19 protein-coding genes, 1 tRNA gene and 1 other RNA gene are annotated in these 19,175 nt (G+C 71.7%); 14 read left to right on the plus strand and 7 right to left on the minus strand.

The window, feature by feature from the left end; all coding sequences use genetic code 11:
* Positions 1-62 precede the first annotated feature (62 nt).
* A complete protein-coding gene (gene dacB, locus ACTWO6_RS31520) occupies positions 63-1,871 on the minus strand; it encodes a D-alanyl-D-alanine carboxypeptidase/D-alanyl-D-alanine endopeptidase (RefSeq protein WP_446217302.1) in 1,809 nt (602 codons plus the stop codon).
* A gap of 155 nt (positions 1,872-2,026) precedes the next feature.
* Between dacB and ACTWO6_RS31525 the strand changes: the two genes are divergently transcribed.
* Positions 2,027-2,530, plus strand: a complete 504-nt coding sequence (locus ACTWO6_RS31525; protein WP_446217303.1) for an inorganic diphosphatase — start codon at positions 2,027-2,029, stop codon at positions 2,528-2,530.
* A gap of 159 nt (positions 2,531-2,689) precedes the next feature.
* Here the strand turns inward: ACTWO6_RS31525 and ACTWO6_RS31530 are convergent, their stop codons facing one another.
* Positions 2,690-2,974: a hypothetical protein gene (locus ACTWO6_RS31530; RefSeq protein WP_446217304.1), complete on the minus strand. Its 285-nt coding sequence runs from the start codon at positions 2,972-2,974 to the stop codon at positions 2,690-2,692.
* Between the two features lie 322 nt (positions 2,975-3,296).
* Here ACTWO6_RS31530 and ACTWO6_RS31535 point away from each other — a divergent pair, with 322 nt between their 5' ends.
* From ACTWO6_RS31535 to ACTWO6_RS31545, 3 genes are all read left to right on the plus strand, one after another.
* A complete protein-coding gene (locus ACTWO6_RS31535; protein ID WP_446217305.1) occupies positions 3,297-3,539 on the plus strand; it encodes a hypothetical protein in 243 nt (80 codons plus the stop codon).
* Positions 3,540-3,994: 455 nt separating this feature from the next.
* Entirely contained in the window at positions 3,995-4,609 is a 615-nt protein-coding gene (locus tag ACTWO6_RS31540) for a hypothetical protein (protein ID WP_446217306.1), read from the plus strand.
* Positions 4,606-5,136 carry a hypothetical protein gene (locus ACTWO6_RS31545; protein WP_446217307.1) on the plus strand — a complete coding sequence of 177 codons (531 nt, stop codon included), beginning with the start codon at positions 4,606-4,608 and terminating at the stop codon, positions 5,134-5,136. The genes ACTWO6_RS31540 and ACTWO6_RS31545 overlap by 4 nt, the downstream gene beginning before the upstream one ends.
* A gap of 98 nt (positions 5,137-5,234) precedes the next feature.
* Here the strand turns inward: ACTWO6_RS31545 and ACTWO6_RS31550 are convergent, their stop codons facing one another.
* Both ACTWO6_RS31550 and ACTWO6_RS31555 read right to left on the minus strand, forming a co-directional pair.
* Positions 5,235-5,420 (minus strand): ribonuclease, encoded by a 186-nt coding sequence (locus tag ACTWO6_RS31550; protein WP_446217308.1) that lies wholly within the window; start codon positions 5,418-5,420, stop codon positions 5,235-5,237.
* Positions 5,421-5,618: 198 nt separating this feature from the next.
* Complete coding sequence (locus tag ACTWO6_RS31555; RefSeq protein ID WP_446217309.1) at positions 5,619-6,842, minus strand: low temperature requirement protein A; 1,224 nt, start codon at positions 6,840-6,842, stop codon at positions 5,619-5,621.
* Positions 6,843-7,229: 387 nt separating this feature from the next.
* On the opposite strand from ACTWO6_RS31555, the gene ACTWO6_RS31560 reads away from it, so the two are divergent.
* Positions 7,230-7,439, plus strand: coding sequence for a hypothetical protein (locus tag ACTWO6_RS31560; RefSeq protein ID WP_446217310.1), 210 nt, complete (start codon positions 7,230-7,232; stop codon positions 7,437-7,439).
* Positions 7,440-7,528: 89 nt separating this feature from the next.
* On the opposite strand, the gene ACTWO6_RS31565 is transcribed toward ACTWO6_RS31560, so the two are convergent.
* Positions 7,529-7,613 (minus strand) — tRNA-Ser (locus ACTWO6_RS31565).
* Between the two features lie 81 nt (positions 7,614-7,694).
* Between ACTWO6_RS31565 and ffs the strand changes: the two genes are divergently transcribed.
* The 9 genes from ffs to ACTWO6_RS31610 all read left to right on the plus strand — a co-directional run bounded on the left by ffs (position 7,695) and on the right by ACTWO6_RS31610 (position 17,948).
* An RNA gene (ffs, locus tag ACTWO6_RS31570) (signal recognition particle sRNA small type) lies at positions 7,695-7,784 on the plus strand.
* 107 nt (positions 7,785-7,891) lie between these two features.
* Positions 7,892-10,579, plus strand: a complete 2,688-nt coding sequence (locus ACTWO6_RS31575) for a DNA polymerase III subunit gamma and tau (protein ID WP_446217311.1) — start codon at positions 7,892-7,894, stop codon at positions 10,577-10,579.
* Between the two features lie 116 nt (positions 10,580-10,695).
* Positions 10,696-11,004, plus strand: coding sequence for a YbaB/EbfC family nucleoid-associated protein (locus tag ACTWO6_RS31580; RefSeq protein ID WP_231929814.1), 309 nt, complete (start codon positions 10,696-10,698; stop codon positions 11,002-11,004).
* An 8-nt stretch (positions 11,005-11,012) separates the two neighbouring features.
* The gene (recR, locus tag ACTWO6_RS31585) at positions 11,013-11,606 is read left to right on the plus strand and encodes a recombination mediator RecR (protein ID WP_446217312.1); all 594 of its coding nucleotides are present in this window, start codon (positions 11,013-11,015) and stop codon (positions 11,604-11,606) included.
* A 332-nt stretch (positions 11,607-11,938) separates the two neighbouring features.
* The gene (locus ACTWO6_RS31590; RefSeq protein WP_200210152.1) at positions 11,939-13,609 is read left to right on the plus strand and encodes an ABC transporter substrate-binding protein; all 1,671 of its coding nucleotides are present in this window, start codon (positions 11,939-11,941) and stop codon (positions 13,607-13,609) included.
* Between the two features lie 101 nt (positions 13,610-13,710).
* Positions 13,711-14,718 (plus strand): ABC transporter permease, encoded by a 1,008-nt coding sequence (locus ACTWO6_RS31595; RefSeq protein WP_130329819.1) that lies wholly within the window; start codon positions 13,711-13,713, stop codon positions 14,716-14,718.
* Between the two features lie 80 nt (positions 14,719-14,798).
* Positions 14,799-15,755 carry an ABC transporter permease gene (locus ACTWO6_RS31600; protein WP_446220839.1) on the plus strand — a complete coding sequence of 319 codons (957 nt, stop codon included), beginning with the start codon at positions 14,799-14,801 and terminating at the stop codon, positions 15,753-15,755.
* A 112-nt stretch (positions 15,756-15,867) separates the two neighbouring features.
* Positions 15,868-16,854: an ABC transporter ATP-binding protein gene (locus tag ACTWO6_RS31605; RefSeq protein ID WP_130329815.1), complete on the plus strand. Its 987-nt coding sequence runs from the start codon at positions 15,868-15,870 to the stop codon at positions 16,852-16,854.
* On the plus strand, positions 16,815-17,948 hold the full coding sequence (locus ACTWO6_RS31610; protein ID WP_446217313.1) for an ABC transporter ATP-binding protein: 1,134 nt from the start codon (positions 16,815-16,817) through the stop codon (positions 17,946-17,948). Before ACTWO6_RS31605 ends, ACTWO6_RS31610 begins: the two co-directional genes overlap by 40 nt.
* A 54-nt stretch (positions 17,949-18,002) precedes the next feature.
* On the opposite strand, the gene ACTWO6_RS31615 is transcribed toward ACTWO6_RS31610, so the two are convergent.
* Positions 18,003-18,476: a hypothetical protein gene (locus tag ACTWO6_RS31615; protein WP_446217314.1), complete on the minus strand. Its 474-nt coding sequence runs from the start codon at positions 18,474-18,476 to the stop codon at positions 18,003-18,005.
* Complete coding sequence (locus ACTWO6_RS31620) at positions 18,458-19,114, minus strand: HNH endonuclease family protein (protein ID WP_446217315.1); 657 nt, start codon at positions 19,112-19,114, stop codon at positions 18,458-18,460. The genes ACTWO6_RS31615 and ACTWO6_RS31620 overlap by 19 nt, the downstream gene beginning before the upstream one ends.
* Positions 19,115-19,175: the final 61 nt, after the last annotated feature.

Raw genomic sequence — 19,175 nt, forward strand, 5'->3', positions numbered from 1 at the left:
CGCCGGAACACCCCGGCCCGGGCTCGCGGTGGCCGATCGACGCCGATCGCGCCCGCGCGGGGTCAGCGGCAGCCGCAGGCGGCCAGCGCCGAGGTGATCCGGTCGAGGGCCTGGCGGGTCTCGTCCAGGGTGCCCTCCGGCGCCTGGTCGGTGAGCACCGCGAACGTCAGCAACCGGCCGCCGGCCGTGGTGACCAGACCGGCGATGGCGTTGACCCGGCTCAGCGTCCCGGTCTTGGCGCGGACCACGCCCGCGCCGGCCTTCGTCACCGCCGCCTGGTAGCGGTCGTCGAGGGTGCCGGACCAGCCGCCCACCGGCAGGCCCCCGAAGATCGCCGCGAGCTCGGGGTGGCTGCCGTTGCCGGCGAGCGTGATCAGGTCGGTCAGCAGCGACGGGCTGATCCGGTTGGTCCGGGACAGGCCGCTGCCGTCGGCGAGGCTGATCTCGTCGGCGGGCAGCCCCAGCTCGCCGATCACGGCGTCGGTCGCGGCGGCACCGCCGGCGAAGGAGGCCGGCTTGCTCCGGGCCACCGCCACCTGGCGGGCCAGCGTCTCCGCGATCACGTTGTCGCTGTCGCTGATCATGAGGTCGACCAGCCGGACCATCGGCAGCGACGAGACCTTGCCCAGTTCGGTGCCGGGCGCCGGCGCCCCGGCCGCCGCGCTGGCTCCGGCGGCCGGTGCCGTGCCCCGCTTCACCTCGGCGGCGTCCCCGGAGAGCCCGAGCAACTGGGCGAACTGCCGGCCGGCGGTCAGGTCCGGCTGGGACACCCGCTCGGCGGCGCCGTGGGTGTCGTCGAAGTTCTTCCGGGCCGCCTCGGCGTCCCGGCGGGCACCGTCGGTCATCAGCGCGGTGATCGCCGCGCCGAAGCCGCCGGTCGGGATGTCGGCGTCCCAGCCCGGCTCGTACACCGGGCCGCTGAACAGGGAGGAGTCGACGGTGACCCGGGTCGGCGCGGTGCCGCCCAGCGCCTTGCGTACCTGGCCGGCCAGGTCGTCCAGCCGGGCCGCGCCCGGGTAGAAGCCGTTCTTGTCCACGGCCAGGGTCGGGTCGCCGCCACCGACGATGACCACCTCGCCGGGGGTCGCGCCGGCCACCGCGCGGGTGGGGATCCGGTACGCGGGCCCCCGGGCGGCCAGCACCGTCACCGCGGTCGCCAGCTTGGTCACCGAGGCGGGCACCGTGGGCGCGTCCTGGCCGCTGCCGTAGAGCGCCTTGCCGGTGGTCACGTCGGCCACCGACACGTTCACCCGGTCGCCCAGCGCCGCCGCGCGGACCAGCGGGTCGAGCGCCGCGCGTACCCCGTCGGCGGACGGGACCGGGGCGTTGGGGTCCGGACCGGCGAGCACCGCCGACGGGTCGGGCTCGGGCGCCTCCGCGCTGGCCGCCGGCGCGGTGGCCGCGCTGCCCAGCCAGCCGGCCACCGGCCCGGGCCGCACCACGGCCAGCCCGACCGCGGCCAACACGACGACCAGCACGCTGGCGAGCACGGCCAGCGGCAGCCGCCGCCGGCGACGGGCCGGCGGGGGCTCGGGAGCAGCCGGCGGGGCGGCCCGACCCACCGGTCCGCCGCCGCCCGGGCCGTCCTGGTCCGGCCAGCGCACCTGGCCGCCGCCGTACGGCTGCGGCTCGGCCCGGCCGCCGAACTGCTCGGGGCGCGCCCGGCCGACCGGCTCAGGGCCGTACCGCTGGGGGTTGGCCCGGCCGACCGGCGCGGAGCCGGCGTCGGGGCGGCGACCGGGGTCGCCGGGGGCGCGGGGGAACTGGGCGTCGGGGACCGGGACACGCCCGGTGGCACCGCCGGAACCGGGACTGCTGAACTTCCGCCCGTCAACCCCCTCCGGGCGGTAGTGTGAATCTTCCCTCCCCACGACCCCCTCCTCCCCCGCCGAAAAGCACCTTGGGTGACACTACTTCGGTCCGAACACTATGCGGCGGCCGGAGCCGGCGGGTGGGCATTCACCTGTCCGGGAGCGGCGCCACTGGTTTCCGTTAGCCAGCGTGGGCAAACGAGGGAGCGTGGAAGATGGATTTCGACGTCACGGTTGAGATCCCGAAGGGTCACCGAAACAAGTACGAGGTGGACCACGCGACCGGCCGGATCCGGCTGGACCGCACCCTCTTCACGTCCACGCAGTACCCGGCCGACTACGGCTTCATCGAGGGCACCCTGGGCGAGGACGGCGACCCGCTGGACGCCCTCGTACTGGTCCCCGAGCCCACCTTCCCGGGCTGCCTGATCCGCTGCCGCACCATCGGCATGTTCCGGATGACGGACGAGAAGGGCGGCGACGACAAGGTCCTCTGCGTGCCCTACGAGGACCCGCGCCAGGAGCACCTGCGGGACATCCACCACCTCGGCGAGTTCGACCGGCTGGAGATCCAGCACTTCTTCGAGGTGTACAAGGACCTCGAGCCCGGCAAGTCGGTCGAGGGCGCCACCTGGGTGGGGCGTACCGAGGCGGAGGCGGAGATCCGCGCCTCGTACAAGCGGGCGAAGGACGCCGCCGAGCACGGCGACGCGCACTGATCGTCGGAGATCTGACAGGCCCGGGCCGCTCTGCGGTCCGGGCAAACAGCCGATGAGGCTGGCTGACTGCCGCGACCAGGCTGCCCCCGGCGGGGGTCCTTCCCGATTGTGGCGGAGGGCTTACAGACGACCGCCCGCCGTCGAGTTCCGGGAGAATGATCAACGGACGTGCAGGACGAACCCCACGGCGACTATCCCGAGCGACAGGGCGATGTAGAGGATCACCAGCACACGGCCACGCCGGCGCTGCTTCACGGCGTTCGAGCCGGTCCGGTCGGAATTGCGGGCAACGGCGGAGGCCAACCGCTCGAAACCCGCTATCTCCCCAGCCGGCGTCAACCAACTCGTTTCCCCCACCTCGGGCAACGGCGGCGGGTCGGAGACATCGTGTGTCTGGTACCGAGGTTCGATCCGCGGCGGCAGCCGGCGGAACCGGTTATCCATGCCACCACAGTCGCAGACGCCGGCAAAGGCAACCGCGGGTCAACCTGTCGCCGTACAGCCCGGAAGTACAGCAACGAGCCGGACTGATGGAACCCCAGACCGGCCCGGCCGAGGCTCCCCACCTCCGTACCGGGCGGTCAGCGGCCGCCTCGCCGGTAATCCATAGATTCAGGACCAGGACCAGGACCGCAGCGGCACAGCTCCCGGTCGGCCGTGTCAGCCACACCGGCACGGCCGGGCCGGTAGGGGCGGGCAGGGTGAGCGCCAGGCGGGAACGGGCGAATTTGCCTGGCCATCAGGAGGGCCGTCTGATGATCGGGGCATGTGGGAGAAGGTCGACATGCCGTGCGTTGGAGGTCCGGTCGACGGCCGGTCCTTGCTGGTGCCCGTCGACGAGGACGGCGTCCCGCCCAACGTGATCGACCAGAACTGGCTGTGGGTGGAGTTCGGTGGCGAGTTACTCGATGCCGACATGGCCGGCGTCTACGAGCTGGAACCCGTGGCCGGCACCGGCCCGCCGTGGATCTACGTCTGGGCGCCGGGGGTGGACTTTAGATCGGGATGATCGGCCGCCGTCCTGCCTTCGTCTCACTTGTCGTCCCATGCAGACTGGAAAGCGTGTTGGGTTAACACCCTCACGAGTTCGAATCCCGTATCCTCCGCTCTCACACGAAGGGCCGGCCCCACACGGGACCGGCCCTTCGTCGTATGCGGCGGCGGGCATCAGGGACGCGGTGACGACCGATGCCCACGACGGCGCAACGCGGCCAGGCCACGCCGAAACCTCACGGAAGCTCCCTCCGGCGGTCAGGTCGATCGATGCCACAGAGGCATGAATCGGACCCCCGATTCCCGTCCACCACGCGAAGCACCCGGCCGTCCAGGAGCCAGCGCTCCGGGCCGGCCCCTTTCCGGGTACGGAGGGGGTTGCGATGATCGACGGTACGGCGTCCGGAGCAGCACCGGCGGATCCGTCGTACACATGTTCCATCCACAGCCTGTGGACGGCGAGAGGATCGGATGAGTTACCAGCTCAGCGCGGTCGTGGCCGACGTCGAGCTGCTCCGCGAGCAGACCGCCGGCCTGGACCACTCGGTGCTCGCCGCGCTCCGGCAGGACTTCGCGCTGCTCCCGGTCACCCCACAGCTGGTCGAGGAGCTGACCGGAGCGCTGCCGGACTTCGCCACCGGGGAGCCGTCCGTGGCGCAGCCGTTCCAGCTCGTCCTCTCGCCCGCGCTGGCGGGGCTGCTGGCCCGCTGGTCGCGGCAGGGGCCGGTGGCCTACCTGGAGGCCGAGTTCGCCGGCGGACTGGGCCACCAGTCGTCGGTCGTGTGGCTGGGCGGCGAGGTGAGCTGGGGGCCGCACTTCGACGGCACGCTCGACCGGCCGCGGGCCGAGTGGCCGATCAACGCCGCGCTCGCCCGGCTCGGCGTCGAGCCGGGACCGTGGATCGATCCGTTCGCCGAGCTCGGCCTGCATCTGGAGCGCGACACCACCGGCTGGCTGGCGCATGGACGGCGCGGACTCACCGCCGACTACTGGGACGAGCTGGCCGAGGAGTGGGAGCTCCGGCAATCCGGCCCGCACCAGCAACCTGATCGCCCCGGTCCCGTTGGGGACTGGGGGATTCCATGACACTGCGACAATTCATCTTCATTGCCGCCTTGCTGGCGGGCGCCTCGATCGCCGGCAGCGGCGTTCGTCCACAGGGGCCGGACGTGCCGGCCCGGCCGGTCGGCGAGGCCGAGGTGGTCGACCTCCAGGGGCTGCGCGACATCGAGTTCGGCGCCACCGAGGCGGAGCTGACCCGGCGCGGGGTGCTGCGCGCCGACGAGGACGCCTGTGGCCCCACCCTGGCCGGGCACGGGACGGTCAGTCCGGTCTTCTTCGACGACCGGCTGGTGCTGCTCTGGCTGGACGACCCGATGAGCACGCCCGAGGGCATCACGGTCGGCACCCCGGTGAGCGAGGTACGGGCCAGCTATCCGTCCGCGACCCCGCTGCGGGCGCCGCGCGGCACCTACCGGTTCGACGGGCTGCTCGCCAGCAGCGGCGACCGCGGGTACCTCTTCCTGCACGACGGGACGACCGTCCGGAAGATCATCGCCGGGTACGCCGACTGGGCGCGCCGCCTCTTCGACGAGGGCTACGGCCCCTGCTGACGGATCCGGCTCCTGGGCGGGCCGCCGGCCCGGTGATCGCCAGCTGGGTACGGCCGCGAGAAGGCAGCGCCGAAGGCGGTCGCCAACTCACTTGGCAGCTACTTCTCCGGGGCGCCCGGACCAACCTCGCCACGCTTCAGGTGCTCGGCGTTGCGGTCGGCTTCGCTGTGTGCATGCGCAGCCGCGGTGCCCGGGTCGGTGGTTCGGCGCCCCTCGGCGTCCTGATACACCTCGCCGCTCTCGAGCGCCTGCTCCTCCTGCCGCCGACTCTCGGGTGTTGTCATGACCACCCAACTACCCTGCACTTGCACCAACAAACGGCCGCACCGGCGACAACATCAGACTTAATCGGCAACACTCGCAACGACATCTTGAAGCGGGCGGTGTGGCTACCAGCAAGGCCGTGAGTCACCTCGGAACGCTTACGCAGGTCAGCCCGACCACCTCGACAGTTGGCAGCGCGAAGCCCGAAAGCACCCGCCTCAGGTGACGGGGGCCGGGGGTTCCGGAGGGCGACCCGCCGCCCGCCGCGCATCGGCCAGTGCGATGAACAGCAGAACGAGTGTCGCCGTGCCCGCCGCCGCCAGGGGCGGCACGAACAACAGGGGCACGGCGAGCAGTGCCAGCACGGTGACGCCGACGAGGCGAGGCGACGAGACGCGGCCGAAGACGGCCCACTCGAGCCGGGCCCGGCCCACGACGTAGAGCGCGGGGCCCCCGAGGATCACGGCGAGCCAGGCCGGGACGGCGTCGCGGGTCGGATTCCTCTGGACGAGCTCGTACCCGATCGCGGTAGCGACGATGCCGAAGATCATGATCAGGTGAGCGAAGGCGACGTGGCGGCCGAAGCTCGCCCGGTCCTTCGCCGCCGTCACCGCGTCGGGGAGGATCTGGCCGGCCCGGAAGAAGTAGATCCGCCACAGCAGCACGGTGGTGAGGAACGCCAGGATCAGGCCGACGGTCCGGTACACGCTGGGGCTCGACGACCCCGTGGTGTAGGAGACGCCGATGGTCAGGACGCCCTCGCCGAGGGCGATGATCAGAAACTGCTTGTAACGGTCGGCGAGGTGGTGACCGCCCACCGACCACGCGGCGGCGCGTCCGCGGCCCATGCCCGGCACCGGCCAACCCAGGCGCGCGGACCCGAGGTCGATCGCAATCGCCAGCGACCACAGGAGGACTCGCCCTCCGGTTTGGGCGAAGGCTCCGGCAAGCCACGGTACGGCGCCCACGCAGAACCAGATGCACGCGCGCGCGTAGAGGCTCTGGAGCGCGTGGCCCCGCAACAGCAGGCCGAACAGAAGGGTCCGGCCAACCTGCAGGGTCACGTACGCGAGGGCGAAGGTCAGGCCGCGCCCGCTGAACGCGTACGGCACCGCGGTGCCCATCATGAGCAGCCCGAAGGCACTGGCGAGCACCGCGACCTGAACGTCGAATCGCAACGGCTCGAAACGGGCCGTGACGTACGAGGTGATCGTCCAGACCCACGTCAAGGGGAGGAACAACAGCAGCGTCTGGCCCATCGTCAACCAGCGCACCGGGAGGCTCATGCTCGACAGTCCCGGCACCGCCTCCGCCACCAAGCGGGTCAGGGCGAACACCATGACCAGATCGAAGAACAGCTCGACGAAGGTCGCCAGCGGCCCGCTCTCCCGACCGGGCCGCAGACCGACGGCCGAGCCGACATCTCGCCCGGCACGTCCCATACTGCTTCATCCAACGCCGATCCCGCCCGCCGCGACGTGAGATGCGCCGAAGCGGCGGACCTTCCCTCGAGTTGCTAGCCGACCACGCTGAGCCGACGCAGGTGACCCACCTGGCAGTATGCGGGCTGCCCACCTCCCGGACATCGACCCAGCTCATGGACCAGGCAGGCATCGGGGCCAACGCGATCGTCGCGGCGGCGCACGCCTTGCTCAGGACGCCGAGCGCGAAACCGCCGCCCAGCTCTGGCGCGATGAGGGCTGGGTGTTCGCCTCACCCACAGGCGAGGCGATCCACCAGGCGACGGATTACGACGAGTGGAAGCGGCTGCTCAAGCTCGCCGGAGTGCGGGGCGGACGCTGCACGACGCTCGGCGCACCGCTGCCACCGTGCTCCTGGTCCTCGGCGTGTCCGGCCGCGCCGTGATGGGCATCATGGGCTGGTCGAACTCGGCGATGGCCGTCCGATACCAGCACATGACCGATCAGGTGCGCCGGGACATCGCGCAGCAGTTCGGTGGGCTGCTCTGGGGCGACTCGCCGCGCCGGCCGGGAGAGCCCGGCGACGGGCAGCCAGACGGGCCGGAACAGGGCAAGTGAGACGACAACTGAGACGAGAGCGACCGCAGCGACGACGGAGGGCCGGTCCCTGATGGGGCCGGCCCTTCCGCTTGTGCTGCTCAAGAGAGCGGAGGATACGAGATTCGAACTCGTGAGGGTGTTAACCCAACACGCTTTCCAAGCGTGCGCCCTAGGCCTCTAGGCGAATCCTCCGCGAGCCAGGATACAGGTCCCTCGGGGGTGGGCCACCCCACCACCCCCTGAAGATCCGCGCCGGGTCGGGTACGCTTGGGGCACCTCCCGTGCGGCGGTACCTCGTGAACCTCCCCAGGGCCGGAAGGCAGCAAGGATAAGCGAGCTCTGCCGGGTGCACGGGAGGCCTTTTTGTCTCCGGGCGCCGGTACCGTACCTGCGGGTCAGGTCACGGGGTGGTGGGTGGTCACCCGCGCCTGACCGGCGCAGAATGGCTCGGTCGAGAGGAGGCGGTACGCGTGACGCTGGCGCTCTACCGCAAGTACCGGCCGCGTACCTTCGCCGAGATGATCGGCCAGGAGCAGGTCACCGAGCCGCTGTCACAGGCGCTGCGCAGCGGCCGGCTCAACCACGCCTACCTCTTCTCCGGCCCGCGCGGCTGCGGCAAGACCTCCAGCGCCCGGATCCTGGCCCGCTCGCTCAACTGTGAGCAGGGCCCCACCCCCGAGCCGTGCGGGACGTGCGGGTCCTGCCGCTCGCTGGCCCCCGACGGCGGCGGTTCGATCGACGTCATCGAGATCGACGCGGCCAGTCACGGCGGCGTCGACGACGCCCGGGAGCTGCGCGAGAAGGCCTTCTTCGCCCCGGCCGGCAGCCGCTTCAAGATCTATATCATCGACGAGGCGCACATGGTCTCGTCGGCCGGCTTCAACGCCCTGCTCAAGCTGGTCGAGGAGCCGCCGGAGTACGTCAAGTTCATCTTCGCCACCACCGAGCCGGAGAAGGTCCTCGGCACGATCAAGTCGCGGACCCACCACTACCCGTTCCGGCTGTTCCCGCCGAAGGTGCTCCGGCCGTACCTGGAGCAGCTCACCGAGGCGGAGGGGGTGACCGTCGAGCCGGCGGTCTTCCCGCTGGTGGTGCGCGCCGGTGGGGGCAGCATGCGGGACAGCCTCTCCGTGCTCGACCAGCTCATCGCGGGCGCCGGCCCGGAGGGGGTCGGCTACGCTCGGGCCGCCGCGCTGCTCGGCGTGACCGACTCGGCGCTGATCGACGAGATGTGCGACGCGCTCGCCGCCGGGGACGGCGCCGCCGCGTACGCGACCGTCGACCGGGTCGCCGAGGCCGGGCACGATCTGCGCCGGTTCGCCTCGGACCTGCTGGAACGGCTGCGCGACCTGATCGTCCTCCAGCAGGTGCCGGACGCCGCCGCCAAGGGCCTTATCGACGGCCCGGCCGACCAGATCGAGCGGATGACGGCCCAGGCCCAGCGGCTCGGCCCGGGCACCCTGTCCCGCTGCGCCGACATCGTGCACAACGGCCTGGTCGACATGCGTGGCACCACCGCGCCCCGGCTGCTGCTGGAGCTGATCTGCGCCCGGATGATGCTGCCCGGCGCGGACGACTCCACCGGCGGCCTGCTCCAGCGCCTGGAGCGGATGGAGCGCCGGCTCACCCTGGGCGGCGGCGAGCTGCCGTCGGCCGCCGCCGGCCCCGCGCCGGTCGCCCCCGCTCCTCCGGTACGCCCCGAGCCCGCCCCCGCCGCCGCGTCCCGCCCGGAGTCGGGCGCCGGTTCCGCCGCACCGGGCACCGGCGCCGAGGAGCCGGCCTCCGCTGCGAGCCGGTCCGGCGCCGGCGCTCCGGCTTCCCGCCCCGCGCCGACGGCCGGAGCGGCGGGCGGCGCCGATCCGGCGACCGGGAACGGCGTGCCGGCGGAGCCCCCGGCCGCGCCCCGGCGGGCGGTGCTGCCCGACCCGGCCACCCCCGAGCCGCCCCGTCCCGGCGCCACCCCGTCCGGCGTCCTCGACGCGGTCGCGGTCCGCCGGGTCTGGCCGGAGGTGGTCGGCAAGGTCAACCGGACCAACAAGCGCATCGCGGCGCTGATGCGCGACGCGGTCGTCCGGGAGCTGGACGGCGACGCGCTGGTGGTGACCGTGAAGTCGACGGTGCTGGCCAAGATGATGTCCGACCACGCCCCGGTGCTCACCGACGCGCTCTACGAGGAGCTGGGTGGCCGCTGGCAGATCCGCTGCGAGGTGGCCGGCGAGCGGGGCGGGGTGTCGCTCGGCGGCTCCTCGCGGGCCGGCGCCCCGGCGCGTCCGGCGTCCCCGCCGCCCGCCGCCCCCACGTCGCCCGCCGGTCCGGCCGCGTCCGGTCCGGTCTCCACCGCTTCGGCCGGGTCAGGCCCGGTGTCCGGCGGTCCGGCCGGTTCCGCTCCCGGCGCTGTTTCCGCCGGTCCGGCCGGGACCGGCTCCGCCTCCGCCCGCGGCGGTGGTCCGGCCGGCCGCCCGTCCGGGCACCGCGCCACCTCCGGTGGCCCGTCCGGGGCGGCCCCGGGTGGGCCGGCCAGCGGTCCACGCGCGGAGTCGAGCGGTGCGGCCACGGCGACCGAGGAGGACTGGCCGGAGCCGGCCCGTCCGGGTGGCGGCGCGGGCGGGGAAGCCGACTGGCCCGAGCCGGCCCGCCCCGGTGGCCCGGCCACGGCCGGTTCGGACGACTGGCCGGAGCCGGCGCGTCCCGGTGGCGCGACGGCGTCCGCACCCACGACGACCGGCGCGCCGACCGCCCCGACGGCGACGGCCACGGCCACGGCGCCGGCCGTACCGAAGCCGGCCGGTCCCCAGGCGGTCCCGGCGGCCGGCAAGACCCCGGTGAGCAGCGCGATCGCGGCGGCCCGGGCGGCGGCGGCCGGTGCCGGCGCCACCAAGGGAGCCCGGGCCGGCCAGCCGGCGCGGAAGACCGCCGACGCCGACTGGGCCGGCGAGCCGCCGTACGACCCGGACTACGACGGACCGGCCGGCGGCGGCGGACGGCCGGCCGCGGCGGCGCCGGCGGCCCCGACGTACGAGGGCTTCGACCCGGGCGACGAGCCGCTGGACGAGGTGATCGACGAGCGGACCGCCCGGCAGTCCAGCGAGGAGCAGGCGGTACAGCTGCTCCGGGAGGCGTTCGGGGCGGAGAAGATCGACGAGGTGGACGCGCGCTGAGTCGCGCGTCGGCCGCTGAGGACGAGGACGTGTGCCGCCGCCCGACTAGGCTGGGCGGCGGCCGAGCAGACGAGTGCGAGAAGGAGCCATCCGTGCGCCCAGGTGGACAGCCGAACATGCAGCAGATGCTGAAGCAGGCGCAGAAGATGCAGCAGCAGATCGCCAAGGCTCAGGCTGAGCTGGCCGACGCGGAGCTGACCGGCACCGCGGGCGGTGGCCTGGTCACCGCGACCGTCGCCGGCACCGGCGAGCTGAAGTCCATCAAGATCGACCCGAAGGCGGTCGACCCGGAGGACGTGGAGACCCTGGAGGACCTGGTCGTCGCGGCCGTGCACAACGCCGCCGAGGCGGCCCGGGAGCTGACCGAGCAGAAGATGGGCCCGGTCGCGGGCGGCATGGGCGGCCTCGGCCTGCCCGGGTTCTGAGCCGGCAGATGTACGAGGGTGCCATCCAGGACCTGATCGACGAGCTGGGGCGGCTGCCGGGCGTTGGCCCGAAGAGCGCCCAGCGGATCGCCTTCCACGTCCTGTCGGCGGATCCGGCCGACGTGAACCGGCTGGCCGGCGCGCTGCGCAAGGTCAAGGAGCTGGTGCGGTTCTGCACCACCTGCTTCAACGTGGCCGAGTCGGAGCAGTGCCGGATCTGCCGCGACCCGCGGCGCACCGACGAGGTGCTCTGCGTGGTCGAGGAGCCGAAGGACGTGGTGGCGATCGAGCGGACCGGTGAGTTCCGCGGCCGGTACCACGTGCTCGGCGGGGCGATCAATCCGCTGGAGGGGATCGGCCCGGACAACCTGCGGATCCGCGAGCTGATGACCCGGCTGAGCGGCGGCGTGGTGCGCGAGCTGATCCTCGCCACCGACCCGAACACCGAGGGCGAGGCGACCGCGACGTACCTGGCCCTGCTGGTCAAGCCGATGGGGATCTCCGTGACCCGGCTGGCCAGCGGACTGCCGGTCGGCGGCGACCTGGAGTACGCCGACGAGATCACCCTCGGTCGGGCGTTCGAGGGCCGCCGGGCCGTCTGACCGACGCCACGGGCACACTGGCCGGCACCTCTTCGGGTGTCGGCCAGCTTTGTCCGCTTACCCGGAATGTGGGACGAGTGCCGAGCGCCACGCGCACGGGTTCCCGGCCCGACAGTCGGGCGATTTGTTGCGATCTGCCTGATCCCAGGCTCCGCCTCGTGCTGTGACAGGCCCGTTTGTCTGGAGATCGGGCAGTGTCAGACCCGACTACTTGGTGTCGGCTTGATAGCGATTGCCTAACGGGCGTTCCGCTTCCGTGTGTCGTGTCATAGCCTCCGGCACACGGACTGAGCCACAACTCGGCGTGGTCATGCGCATGACAGAGGTGAGAGATGCAGGCAGGCAGGCTTAAAGCGGCCGTGGCCCTCGCGGCCGCTGCCGCTCTGGCGGTCGGGGCGTCCGGCTGCGCCAAGAGCGAGCGCGACGATGCGGGCGGTGGCGCCAAGACTGGTGGCACCTTCGTCTTCGCGGGGGCCGGTGACCCGAAGAACTTCGACCCGATCTTCAACGACGACGGTGAGTCGTTCCGGCCGATCCGCCAGATGTACGACACCCTCATCCAGAACAAGCCGGGCACGGCCGATCTGCAGGGCGCCCTGGCGGAGAGCTGGGAGCACGACGCCGAGGGCAAGGTCTGGACCTTCAAGCTCCGCAAGGGCGTGAAGTTCCACGACGGCACCCCCTTCAACGCGGCCGCGGTCTGCTTCAACTTCGACCGCTGGTTCAACATGAAGGGCGCCGCCGCCCAGTCCCAGATGATCTACTACTCGGACGTCTTCGGCGGCTTCGCCAAGAACGAGGCCGAGGGCGTCGGCAAGCCGGTCTACAACAAGTGTGAGGCCAAGGACGACGGCACCGCCGTCGTCACGATGAACCAGTACAAGGGCGCCTTCCCCGGTGCCTTCGCGCTGACCGCGCTGTCGATCGCCAGCCCCGAGGCGCTGAAGAAGTACGACGCCGACGCGGTGAAGCAGAACGGCGACTCCTTCGAGTACAGCGCGTTCGCCAACGAGCACCCGGTCGGCACCGGCCCGTTCTCCTTCGGCGGGTGGGACAAGGCCAAGGGTGAGATCACCCTGAACCGGAACCCCGACTACTGGGGCGACAAGGCCAAGGTCGACAAGCTCGTCATCAAGGTCATCAAGGATGAGAACACCCGCAAGCAGGAGCTGCGCGCCGGCACCGTCCAGGGCATCGACTTCCCGGCCCCGGCCGACCGCAAGGCGCTCTCCGGTGAGGGCTTCCAGGTCCTCGACCGTCCGGCGTTCAACATCCTCTACCTGGGCTTCAACCAGAAGAACCCGAAGCTGAAGGACCTGCGGGTGCGGCAGGCGATCGCCTACGCCCTCAACCGTCAGCAGCTCGTCCAGACCAAGGGCCCGGGTGGCACCAAGGTCGCCGACGAGTTCATGCCGGACACCGTGCTCGGCTACGCCTCGGACGTGCAGAAGTACGAGTACAACCCGGAGAAGGCCAAGCAGCTGCTCAAGGACGCGGGCGTGCAGAACCTGACGCTCAACTTCTACTACCCGACTGACGTCTCCCGGCCGTACATGCCGAACCCGCAGGAGATCTTCACCGTCCTCGCCAACGACCTGCAGGCCGTCGGCATCAAGGTCAACGGTGTGGCCCGCCCGTGGAACGGTGGCTACAAGGACGACGTGCAGCAGTTCGGCAAGCAGGACCTGCACATCCTCGGCTGGACGGGTGACTACAACGACCCGGGCAACTTCGTCGGCACCTTCTTCGGTCGCGGCAAGGTCGAGTTCGGCGACCAGGCGATGACCGAGATGTTCGACGCCATCACCAAGGCCGACGGCACCGTCGACGAGGCCGGCAAGAAGGCTGCCTGGGAGCAGGTCAACCGCGACATCGCCGCCAAGTGGCTGCCGGCCGTGCCGATCTGGCACGCCCCGCCGGCCATCGTCGTCACCAAGGACGTCAAGGGTCTGGTCGCCAGCCCGCTGACCGACGAGCGGTTCAACACCGTCAGCGTCGGCTGAGCACGCCGCTGAACCGCTGACGCCGTACGCGGGATCGGCCCGGGCCGGGCATACGCCCCGGCCCGGGCCGAACCGCTGATATCGAGAATCTGGTGTGAGAGATGTTGCGAGTCATAGTCCGCCGCCTGCTACAGCTCGCGGTGACGCTGATAGCGCTGTCCGCGCTCATCTTCATCTGGTTGCGGAACCTGCCCGGCGGCCCGATCGAGGCGCTGCTCGGTGAGCGGGCCACCCCCGAGCGGCGCGCGCTGCTGACCAAGGCGCTCGGCTACGACCAGCCGATCCTGGTGCAGTACGGCAAGTTCATGCAGCGGGTCCTGACCGGCGACTTCGGCAACTCGATCCGGACCGGTGACCCCGTCGCCGAGGTGATCGGTCGCGCCTTTCCGGCCACCATCGAGCTGGCCCTGGTTGCCATGATCATTGCGGTCGGGCTCGGCGTGCCGCTCGGCTACCTCGCTGCCCGGCACCGCGGCCGGCTGCTGGACAATCTGAGCATCGCGGGCACCCTGCTCGGCATCTCGATCCCGATCTTCTTCCTGGGCTACCTGCTCAAGGACGTCTTCACCCAGAACATCCACTGGTTCCCGCCCTCCGGGCGGCTCAGTACCGGCGTGGACAACACCGAGGTCACCGGCTTCTTCGTCCTCGACGGGCTGCTCACCCGGGAGTTCGACGCCACCGCCGACGCGCTCTGGCACCTCATCCTGCCGGCGTTCACCCTGGCCACCATTCCGCTGGCGGTGATCGTCCGGATCACCCGCGCCAGCGTGCTGGACGTGCTCAACGAGGACTACGTCCGCACCGCCGAGGCCAAGGGCCTGCGGCACCGCGTCATCCGGGGCCGACACATCCTGCGCAACGCCCTGCTGCCGGTGGTCACCACCATCGGCCTGCAGACCGGCGCGCTGCTCTCCGGCGCGGTGCTCACCGAGAAGGTCTACAACTGGGGCGGCCTCGGCACGCTGATCACGGACTCGATCAGCGGCGGCCGCGACTATCCGGTGCTCCAGGCGCTGATCCTGCTGGCCGCGCTGGTCTTCGTGGTGGTCAACCTCCTGGTCGACCTCTCCTACGCCTTCATCGATCCGAGGGTGCGTGTGCGATGAGTGACCCGATCACCCGGCCCGGCGTGGCCGCCCCCCGCGACGGCGCGGACCAGCCCGGCACCGACGAGCGCCGTCCGGGCATGAGCGAGCGCGGCATCGGGCTGCTCGGCGAGCGTAAGAAGGCGCGACTGGAGGAACTGGCCCGCGCGAGCGCCGACAAGGGCGGCGTGAGTCTCGTCCGGGACGCGATCCGTCGGTTGCGGCGCAACCCGGTTGCCATCGTCGGCGCGTCGATCGTCGCGCTCTTCGTCCTGATGGCGATCTTCGCGCCGCTGCTCGCGCCACACGACCCGGCGCAGCGCTTCGACGAGCTCACGAAGAACCTGACCGTGGACAACATTCCCGGTGCCAGCAGCGAGTTCCCGCTCGGATCCGACCCACTCGGGCGGGACTTCTTCTCCCGCATGATCTACGGCGCCCGGCAGACCCTCTTCGTCGGCGTGGTCGCCACCCTGATCGGGCTGAGCCTCGGCGTGCTCATCGGGGCGATCTCCGGCGCCTTCGGCGGCTGGGTCGACAACATCCTGATGCGCTTCACCGACGTGATGCTGGCCCTGCCCGCCCTGCTGCTGGCGATCAGCCTGGTGGCCATGGCCAGCCGGTCCAGCCAGTGGACGGTCATCTTTGCGGTGGCCATCGTCAACGTGCCGATCTTCGCCCGGCTGCTGCGTGGTTCGATGCTGGCCCAGCGGGAGAGCGACCACGTGCTGGCCGCCCGGGCGCTGGGCGTGAAGCAACGCAACATCGTGCTCCGGCACATGCTGCCCAACGCGATGACCGCGGTGATCGTGCAGGCCACGTTGACCCTGTCCACCGCCATCCTGGAGGCCGCCTCGCTCTCCTTCCTCGGGCTCGGCGACCCGGACATCAACCGCGCCGAGTGGGGTCTGATGCTCGGTGTGGACGGTCAGCGCTATTTCGAGGTCCGTCCCGAACTTGCCTACTACCCGGCGCTCGCGATCATCGTGGTCGCGCTCGGCTTCACCCTGCTCGGTGAGGCGATGCGCGAGGCGATCGACCCGAAGAACCGGCGGTGACGGCGATGCGACGGACCAGCACGGCCGGCGGACGCCGGCAGGGAGCGCGAGGAGTGAGCCTGCGAGGCCCGCTGTCGCGAGCGAAGGACCAGCGTGATGAGGAAGTGACCCGATGAGCCTGCTCGACGTACGCGATCTGAGCGTGGTGTTCCAGCGCCGCGGTGAGCGGCCGTTCACCGCGGTCGACAAGGTGAGCTTCAGCGTGGAGCCGGGGCAGACCGTCGGTCTGGTCGGCGAGTCCGGCTGCGGTAAGAGCGTGACCAGCCTGGCGATCATGGGCCTGCTGCCGAAGCGGGGCAACAAGGTCACCGGTGAGGTGCTCTTCGAGGGCGCCAACCTGCTCAAGCTGCGCCCGGACGACATGCGGGACCGGCGCGGCCGGGACATCGGCATGATCTTTCAGGACCCGCTCTCCTCGCTGAACCCGGTGATCCCGATCGGGGTGCAGGTCGCCGAGGTGCTCGAACGGCACCAGGGGATGGACCGGAGGAAGGCCCTGCGGGAGGCCCGGCAGCTGCTTGACGCGGTCGGCATCCCGGACCCGGAACGCCGGCTCAAGGAGTACCCGCACCAGATCTCCGGCGGGATGCGCCAGCGCGCGCTGATCGCCATCGCGCTGGCCTGCAAGCCGCGGTTGCTGATCGCCGACGAGCCGACCACCGCGTTGGACGTGACCATCCAGGCGCAGATCCTCACCCTGCTCAAGCAGCTCGTCGACGAGACCGGCACCGCGCTCATCATGATCACGCACGACCTCGGTGTGGTGGCCGGCCTCTGCGACACCGTCAACGTGCTCTACGGCGGCAAGGTGGTGGAGCGGGCGGCCCGGCACGAGCTGTTCGCCCGGCCCAGGCATCCGTACACGCACGGTCTGCTGAACTCCGTGCCGAGGCTGGACTCGGTGCGCGGTGAGCGGCTGCACGCCATCCGGGGCTCGGTGGCCGACAACATCCCATGGACCGAGGGGTGCGCCTTCGCGCCCCGCTGCGACCACGTGGTGGACGCCTGTCTGGAGGGCGCGCCCCCGCTGGAGCCGACCGCGACCGGCGGCGACCTGCGATGCAACAACCCCGTTCCGGTGGAGGTGACGGTGCCGTGACTGAGCGTACGGAACCATTGGTCGAACTGCGCGACGTCAAGGTCCACTTCCCGATCAAGAGCGGTCTGCTCGTCGACCGCACCGTGGGGTACGTCTACGCGGTCGACGGCGTCTCGTTGTCGATCAACGCGGGTGAGACCTACGGGCTGGTCGGCGAGTCGGGTTGCGGCAAGTCCACGCTGGGACGCGGCCTGCTGCGGCTGGTCGAGCCGACCGACGGGGAGATCGTCTTCGACGGCACCGACGTCCGCTCGCTCAAGGGCGAGTCGCTGCGCCGGGCCCGCCGCCGGATGCAGATGATCTTCCAGGATCCGCTGTCCAGCCTGGACCCCCGGCAGTCGGTGGAGTCCCTGCTGGTCGAAGGGCTCAAGGCGCACGGCCTGGCCAACGACAAGGCGGCCACCGGCAAGCGGCTCCGGGAGACCCTGGACGCGGTCGGCCTGCCCGCCTCGGCGCTGAGCAAGTATCCGCACGAGTTCTCCGGCGGCCAGCGGCAGCGGATCGGCATCGCCCGTGCGCTGGTGCTCAACCCGGAGCTCATCGTCGCCGACGAGCCCGTCTCGGCGCTCGACGTGTCGATCCAGGCGCAGGTGCTCAACCTGCTGGAGGACCTGCAGAACGAGCGCGGGTTGACGTACCTGATCATCGCGCACGACCTGGCGGTGGTCCGGCACATCGCCGACACGGTCGGCGTGATGTACCTGGGTGGCCTGGTGGAGGAGGCGTCCAGCGACGACCTCTACCGGGAGCCGATGCACCCGTACACGAGAGCGTTGATGTCGGCGGTCCCGGTGCCGGACCCGCTGGTGGAGGACCGCCGTGAGCGGATCCTGCTCGCCGGCGACCTCCCCTCGCCGACCAACCCTCCGGCCGGATGTCGCTTCCACACCCGGTGCCCGTGGGCCCAGCCGACCCGCTGCGCCGACGAGCGGCCGGCGCTGCGCGAGGTGCTCGGCGGGCACCGGGTGGCCTGCCACTACGCCGAAGAGATCGCGGCCGGGCGGATCCGCCCGCACGAGGTGGAGCCGGAGCTGGTCCGCCCGGACGACGGTGGGGCGCCGGGTGACACCGGTGAGCTGATCCCGACCCCGTGACGACGGCACGAGGCCCCTTTCCCGCACAGGGGAAGGGGCCTCGTCGGTCCCGGGTCAGCCCTCCGGGCGGTTGAGCAGGGCCACCGCGATGCCGTGCACGGCGTCCAGGCCGGCCGGGTGGGCCAGCGCGACCTTCCCGCCGGTCACCGCGTACCACTCGTCGGCGTCCTTGTACTGCACCCGCAGGGTCACCTGGCCGTCGGCGTACTCGGTGCGCAGGGTCAGCTCCCCGGTCACCACGCCGGCCTCGTCGGTCATCACCCCGCCCGGTCCGGCGGTGATGTCGGTGGTCCGCTGCTGCGGCCCGACGTCCGGTGCGCCCCCGGCGGGAGTCGCCGGGACGGCGTCGGCGGACATGCCCGCCCCGGAGACGTCCGCGGGCGCCGCCGGGGCGCCGTCCGCGGTCATCCCGGCGGTGGTCGGTCCGGCGCCGCCGCCGGTGGCCGCCGCGGCGTCCCCGCCGCCGGCGTCCGGCATCTGCTCCGGGGCGAGCTTCGCCCCGGCCCCGGTCACGGCTTGTTCGCCCATGTGCAGCCCTCCAACATGTCGGTCAGGGCGGTCTTCTCGGCACTGGTCAGCGTCAACCGCCAGTAGTGCTTCACCGTCACCCAGTCGGCGGCGTACTGGCACCAGTACGACCGGTTCGCCGGCTTCCACTGGGACGGGTCCTGGTCACCCTTTGCCCGGTTGGAGGTCAGGGAAACCGCGATGAGCTGTGGCCGGGTCAGATCGTTGGCGAAGTCGCCGCGCTTCGAGTCGTCCCACTCGTCCGCGCCCGAGCGCCACGCGTTGGCCAGCGGCACCACGTGGTCGATGTCCACGTCCGACGGGTCGGTGAAGACCCGGCCGTCGTAGGCGCTCTCCCAGTGCCCGCCCACCACGTTGCAGCCGGAGAGCTTGATGCTCTCCCCGTCGCGCTGCAGGACGGTGTCCCGGACGTCGCAGTTCTTCCCGGTGTCCCGCCAGTGCGGGAACCGGGCGCGGCTGTAGCCCTTCATCGACCCGGCACTCGCGACGGTCAGCTCACCCAGCTGCTGGGAGACGTTGCCGGCGCTGCTCGGCGGGGTCTCCGGCTCGTCGACCGGCACGCAGCCCGCCGCGCCGAGGGTGATCGCCGCGGCGAGCGCGGCCGCCACCGCGGCGCGAGCTCCTGATCTGGTACGCACAGACGACACCTCTCCAGCTTGCGGGCTCCGGGCGATCCCGCACAGTACCCCGGGCCGGTTT

The sequence above is a fragment of the Micromonospora sp. IBHARD004 genome (assembly GCF_052814115.1).

What these genes read in the sequence shown, in the direction of transcription:
- ACTWO6_RS31525 (WP_446217303.1), top strand. Translation starts at nt 2,027, where the DNA reads ATGGATTTCGACGTCACGGTTGAGATCCCGAAGGGTCACCGAAACAAG.
- ACTWO6_RS31530 (WP_446217304.1), bottom strand. Translation starts at nt 2,974, where the DNA reads ATGGATAACCGGTTCCGCCGGCTGCCGCCGCGGATCGAACCTCGGTAC.
- ACTWO6_RS31535 (WP_446217305.1), top strand. Translation starts at nt 3,297, where the DNA reads ATGTGGGAGAAGGTCGACATGCCGTGCGTTGGAGGTCCGGTCGACGGC.
- ACTWO6_RS31540 (WP_446217306.1), top strand. Translation starts at nt 3,995, where the DNA reads ATGAGTTACCAGCTCAGCGCGGTCGTGGCCGACGTCGAGCTGCTCCGC.
- ACTWO6_RS31545 (WP_446217307.1), top strand. Translation starts at nt 4,606, where the DNA reads ATGACACTGCGACAATTCATCTTCATTGCCGCCTTGCTGGCGGGCGCC.
- ACTWO6_RS31550 (WP_446217308.1), bottom strand. Translation starts at nt 5,420, where the DNA reads ATGACAACACCCGAGAGTCGGCGGCAGGAGGAGCAGGCGCTCGAGAGC.
- ACTWO6_RS31555 (WP_446217309.1), bottom strand. Translation starts at nt 6,842, where the DNA reads ATGGGACGTGCCGGGCGAGATGTCGGCTCGGCCGTCGGTCTGCGGCCC.
- ACTWO6_RS31580 (WP_231929814.1), top strand. Translation starts at nt 10,696, where the DNA reads ATGCAGCAGATGCTGAAGCAGGCGCAGAAGATGCAGCAGCAGATCGCC.
- recR (WP_446217312.1), top strand. Translation starts at nt 11,013, where the DNA reads ATGTACGAGGGTGCCATCCAGGACCTGATCGACGAGCTGGGGCGGCTG.
- ACTWO6_RS31590 (WP_200210152.1), top strand. Translation starts at nt 11,939, where the DNA reads ATGCAGGCAGGCAGGCTTAAAGCGGCCGTGGCCCTCGCGGCCGCTGCC.
- ACTWO6_RS31595 (WP_130329819.1), top strand. Translation starts at nt 13,711, where the DNA reads ATGTTGCGAGTCATAGTCCGCCGCCTGCTACAGCTCGCGGTGACGCTG.
- ACTWO6_RS31600 (WP_446220839.1), top strand. Translation starts at nt 14,799, where the DNA reads ATGAGCGAGCGCGGCATCGGGCTGCTCGGCGAGCGTAAGAAGGCGCGA.
- ACTWO6_RS31605 (WP_130329815.1), top strand. Translation starts at nt 15,868, where the DNA reads ATGAGCCTGCTCGACGTACGCGATCTGAGCGTGGTGTTCCAGCGCCGC.
- ACTWO6_RS31610 (WP_446217313.1), top strand. Translation starts at nt 16,815, where the DNA reads ATGCAACAACCCCGTTCCGGTGGAGGTGACGGTGCCGTGACTGAGCGT.
- ACTWO6_RS31615 (WP_446217314.1), bottom strand. Translation starts at nt 18,476, where the DNA reads ATGGGCGAACAAGCCGTGACCGGGGCCGGGGCGAAGCTCGCCCCGGAG.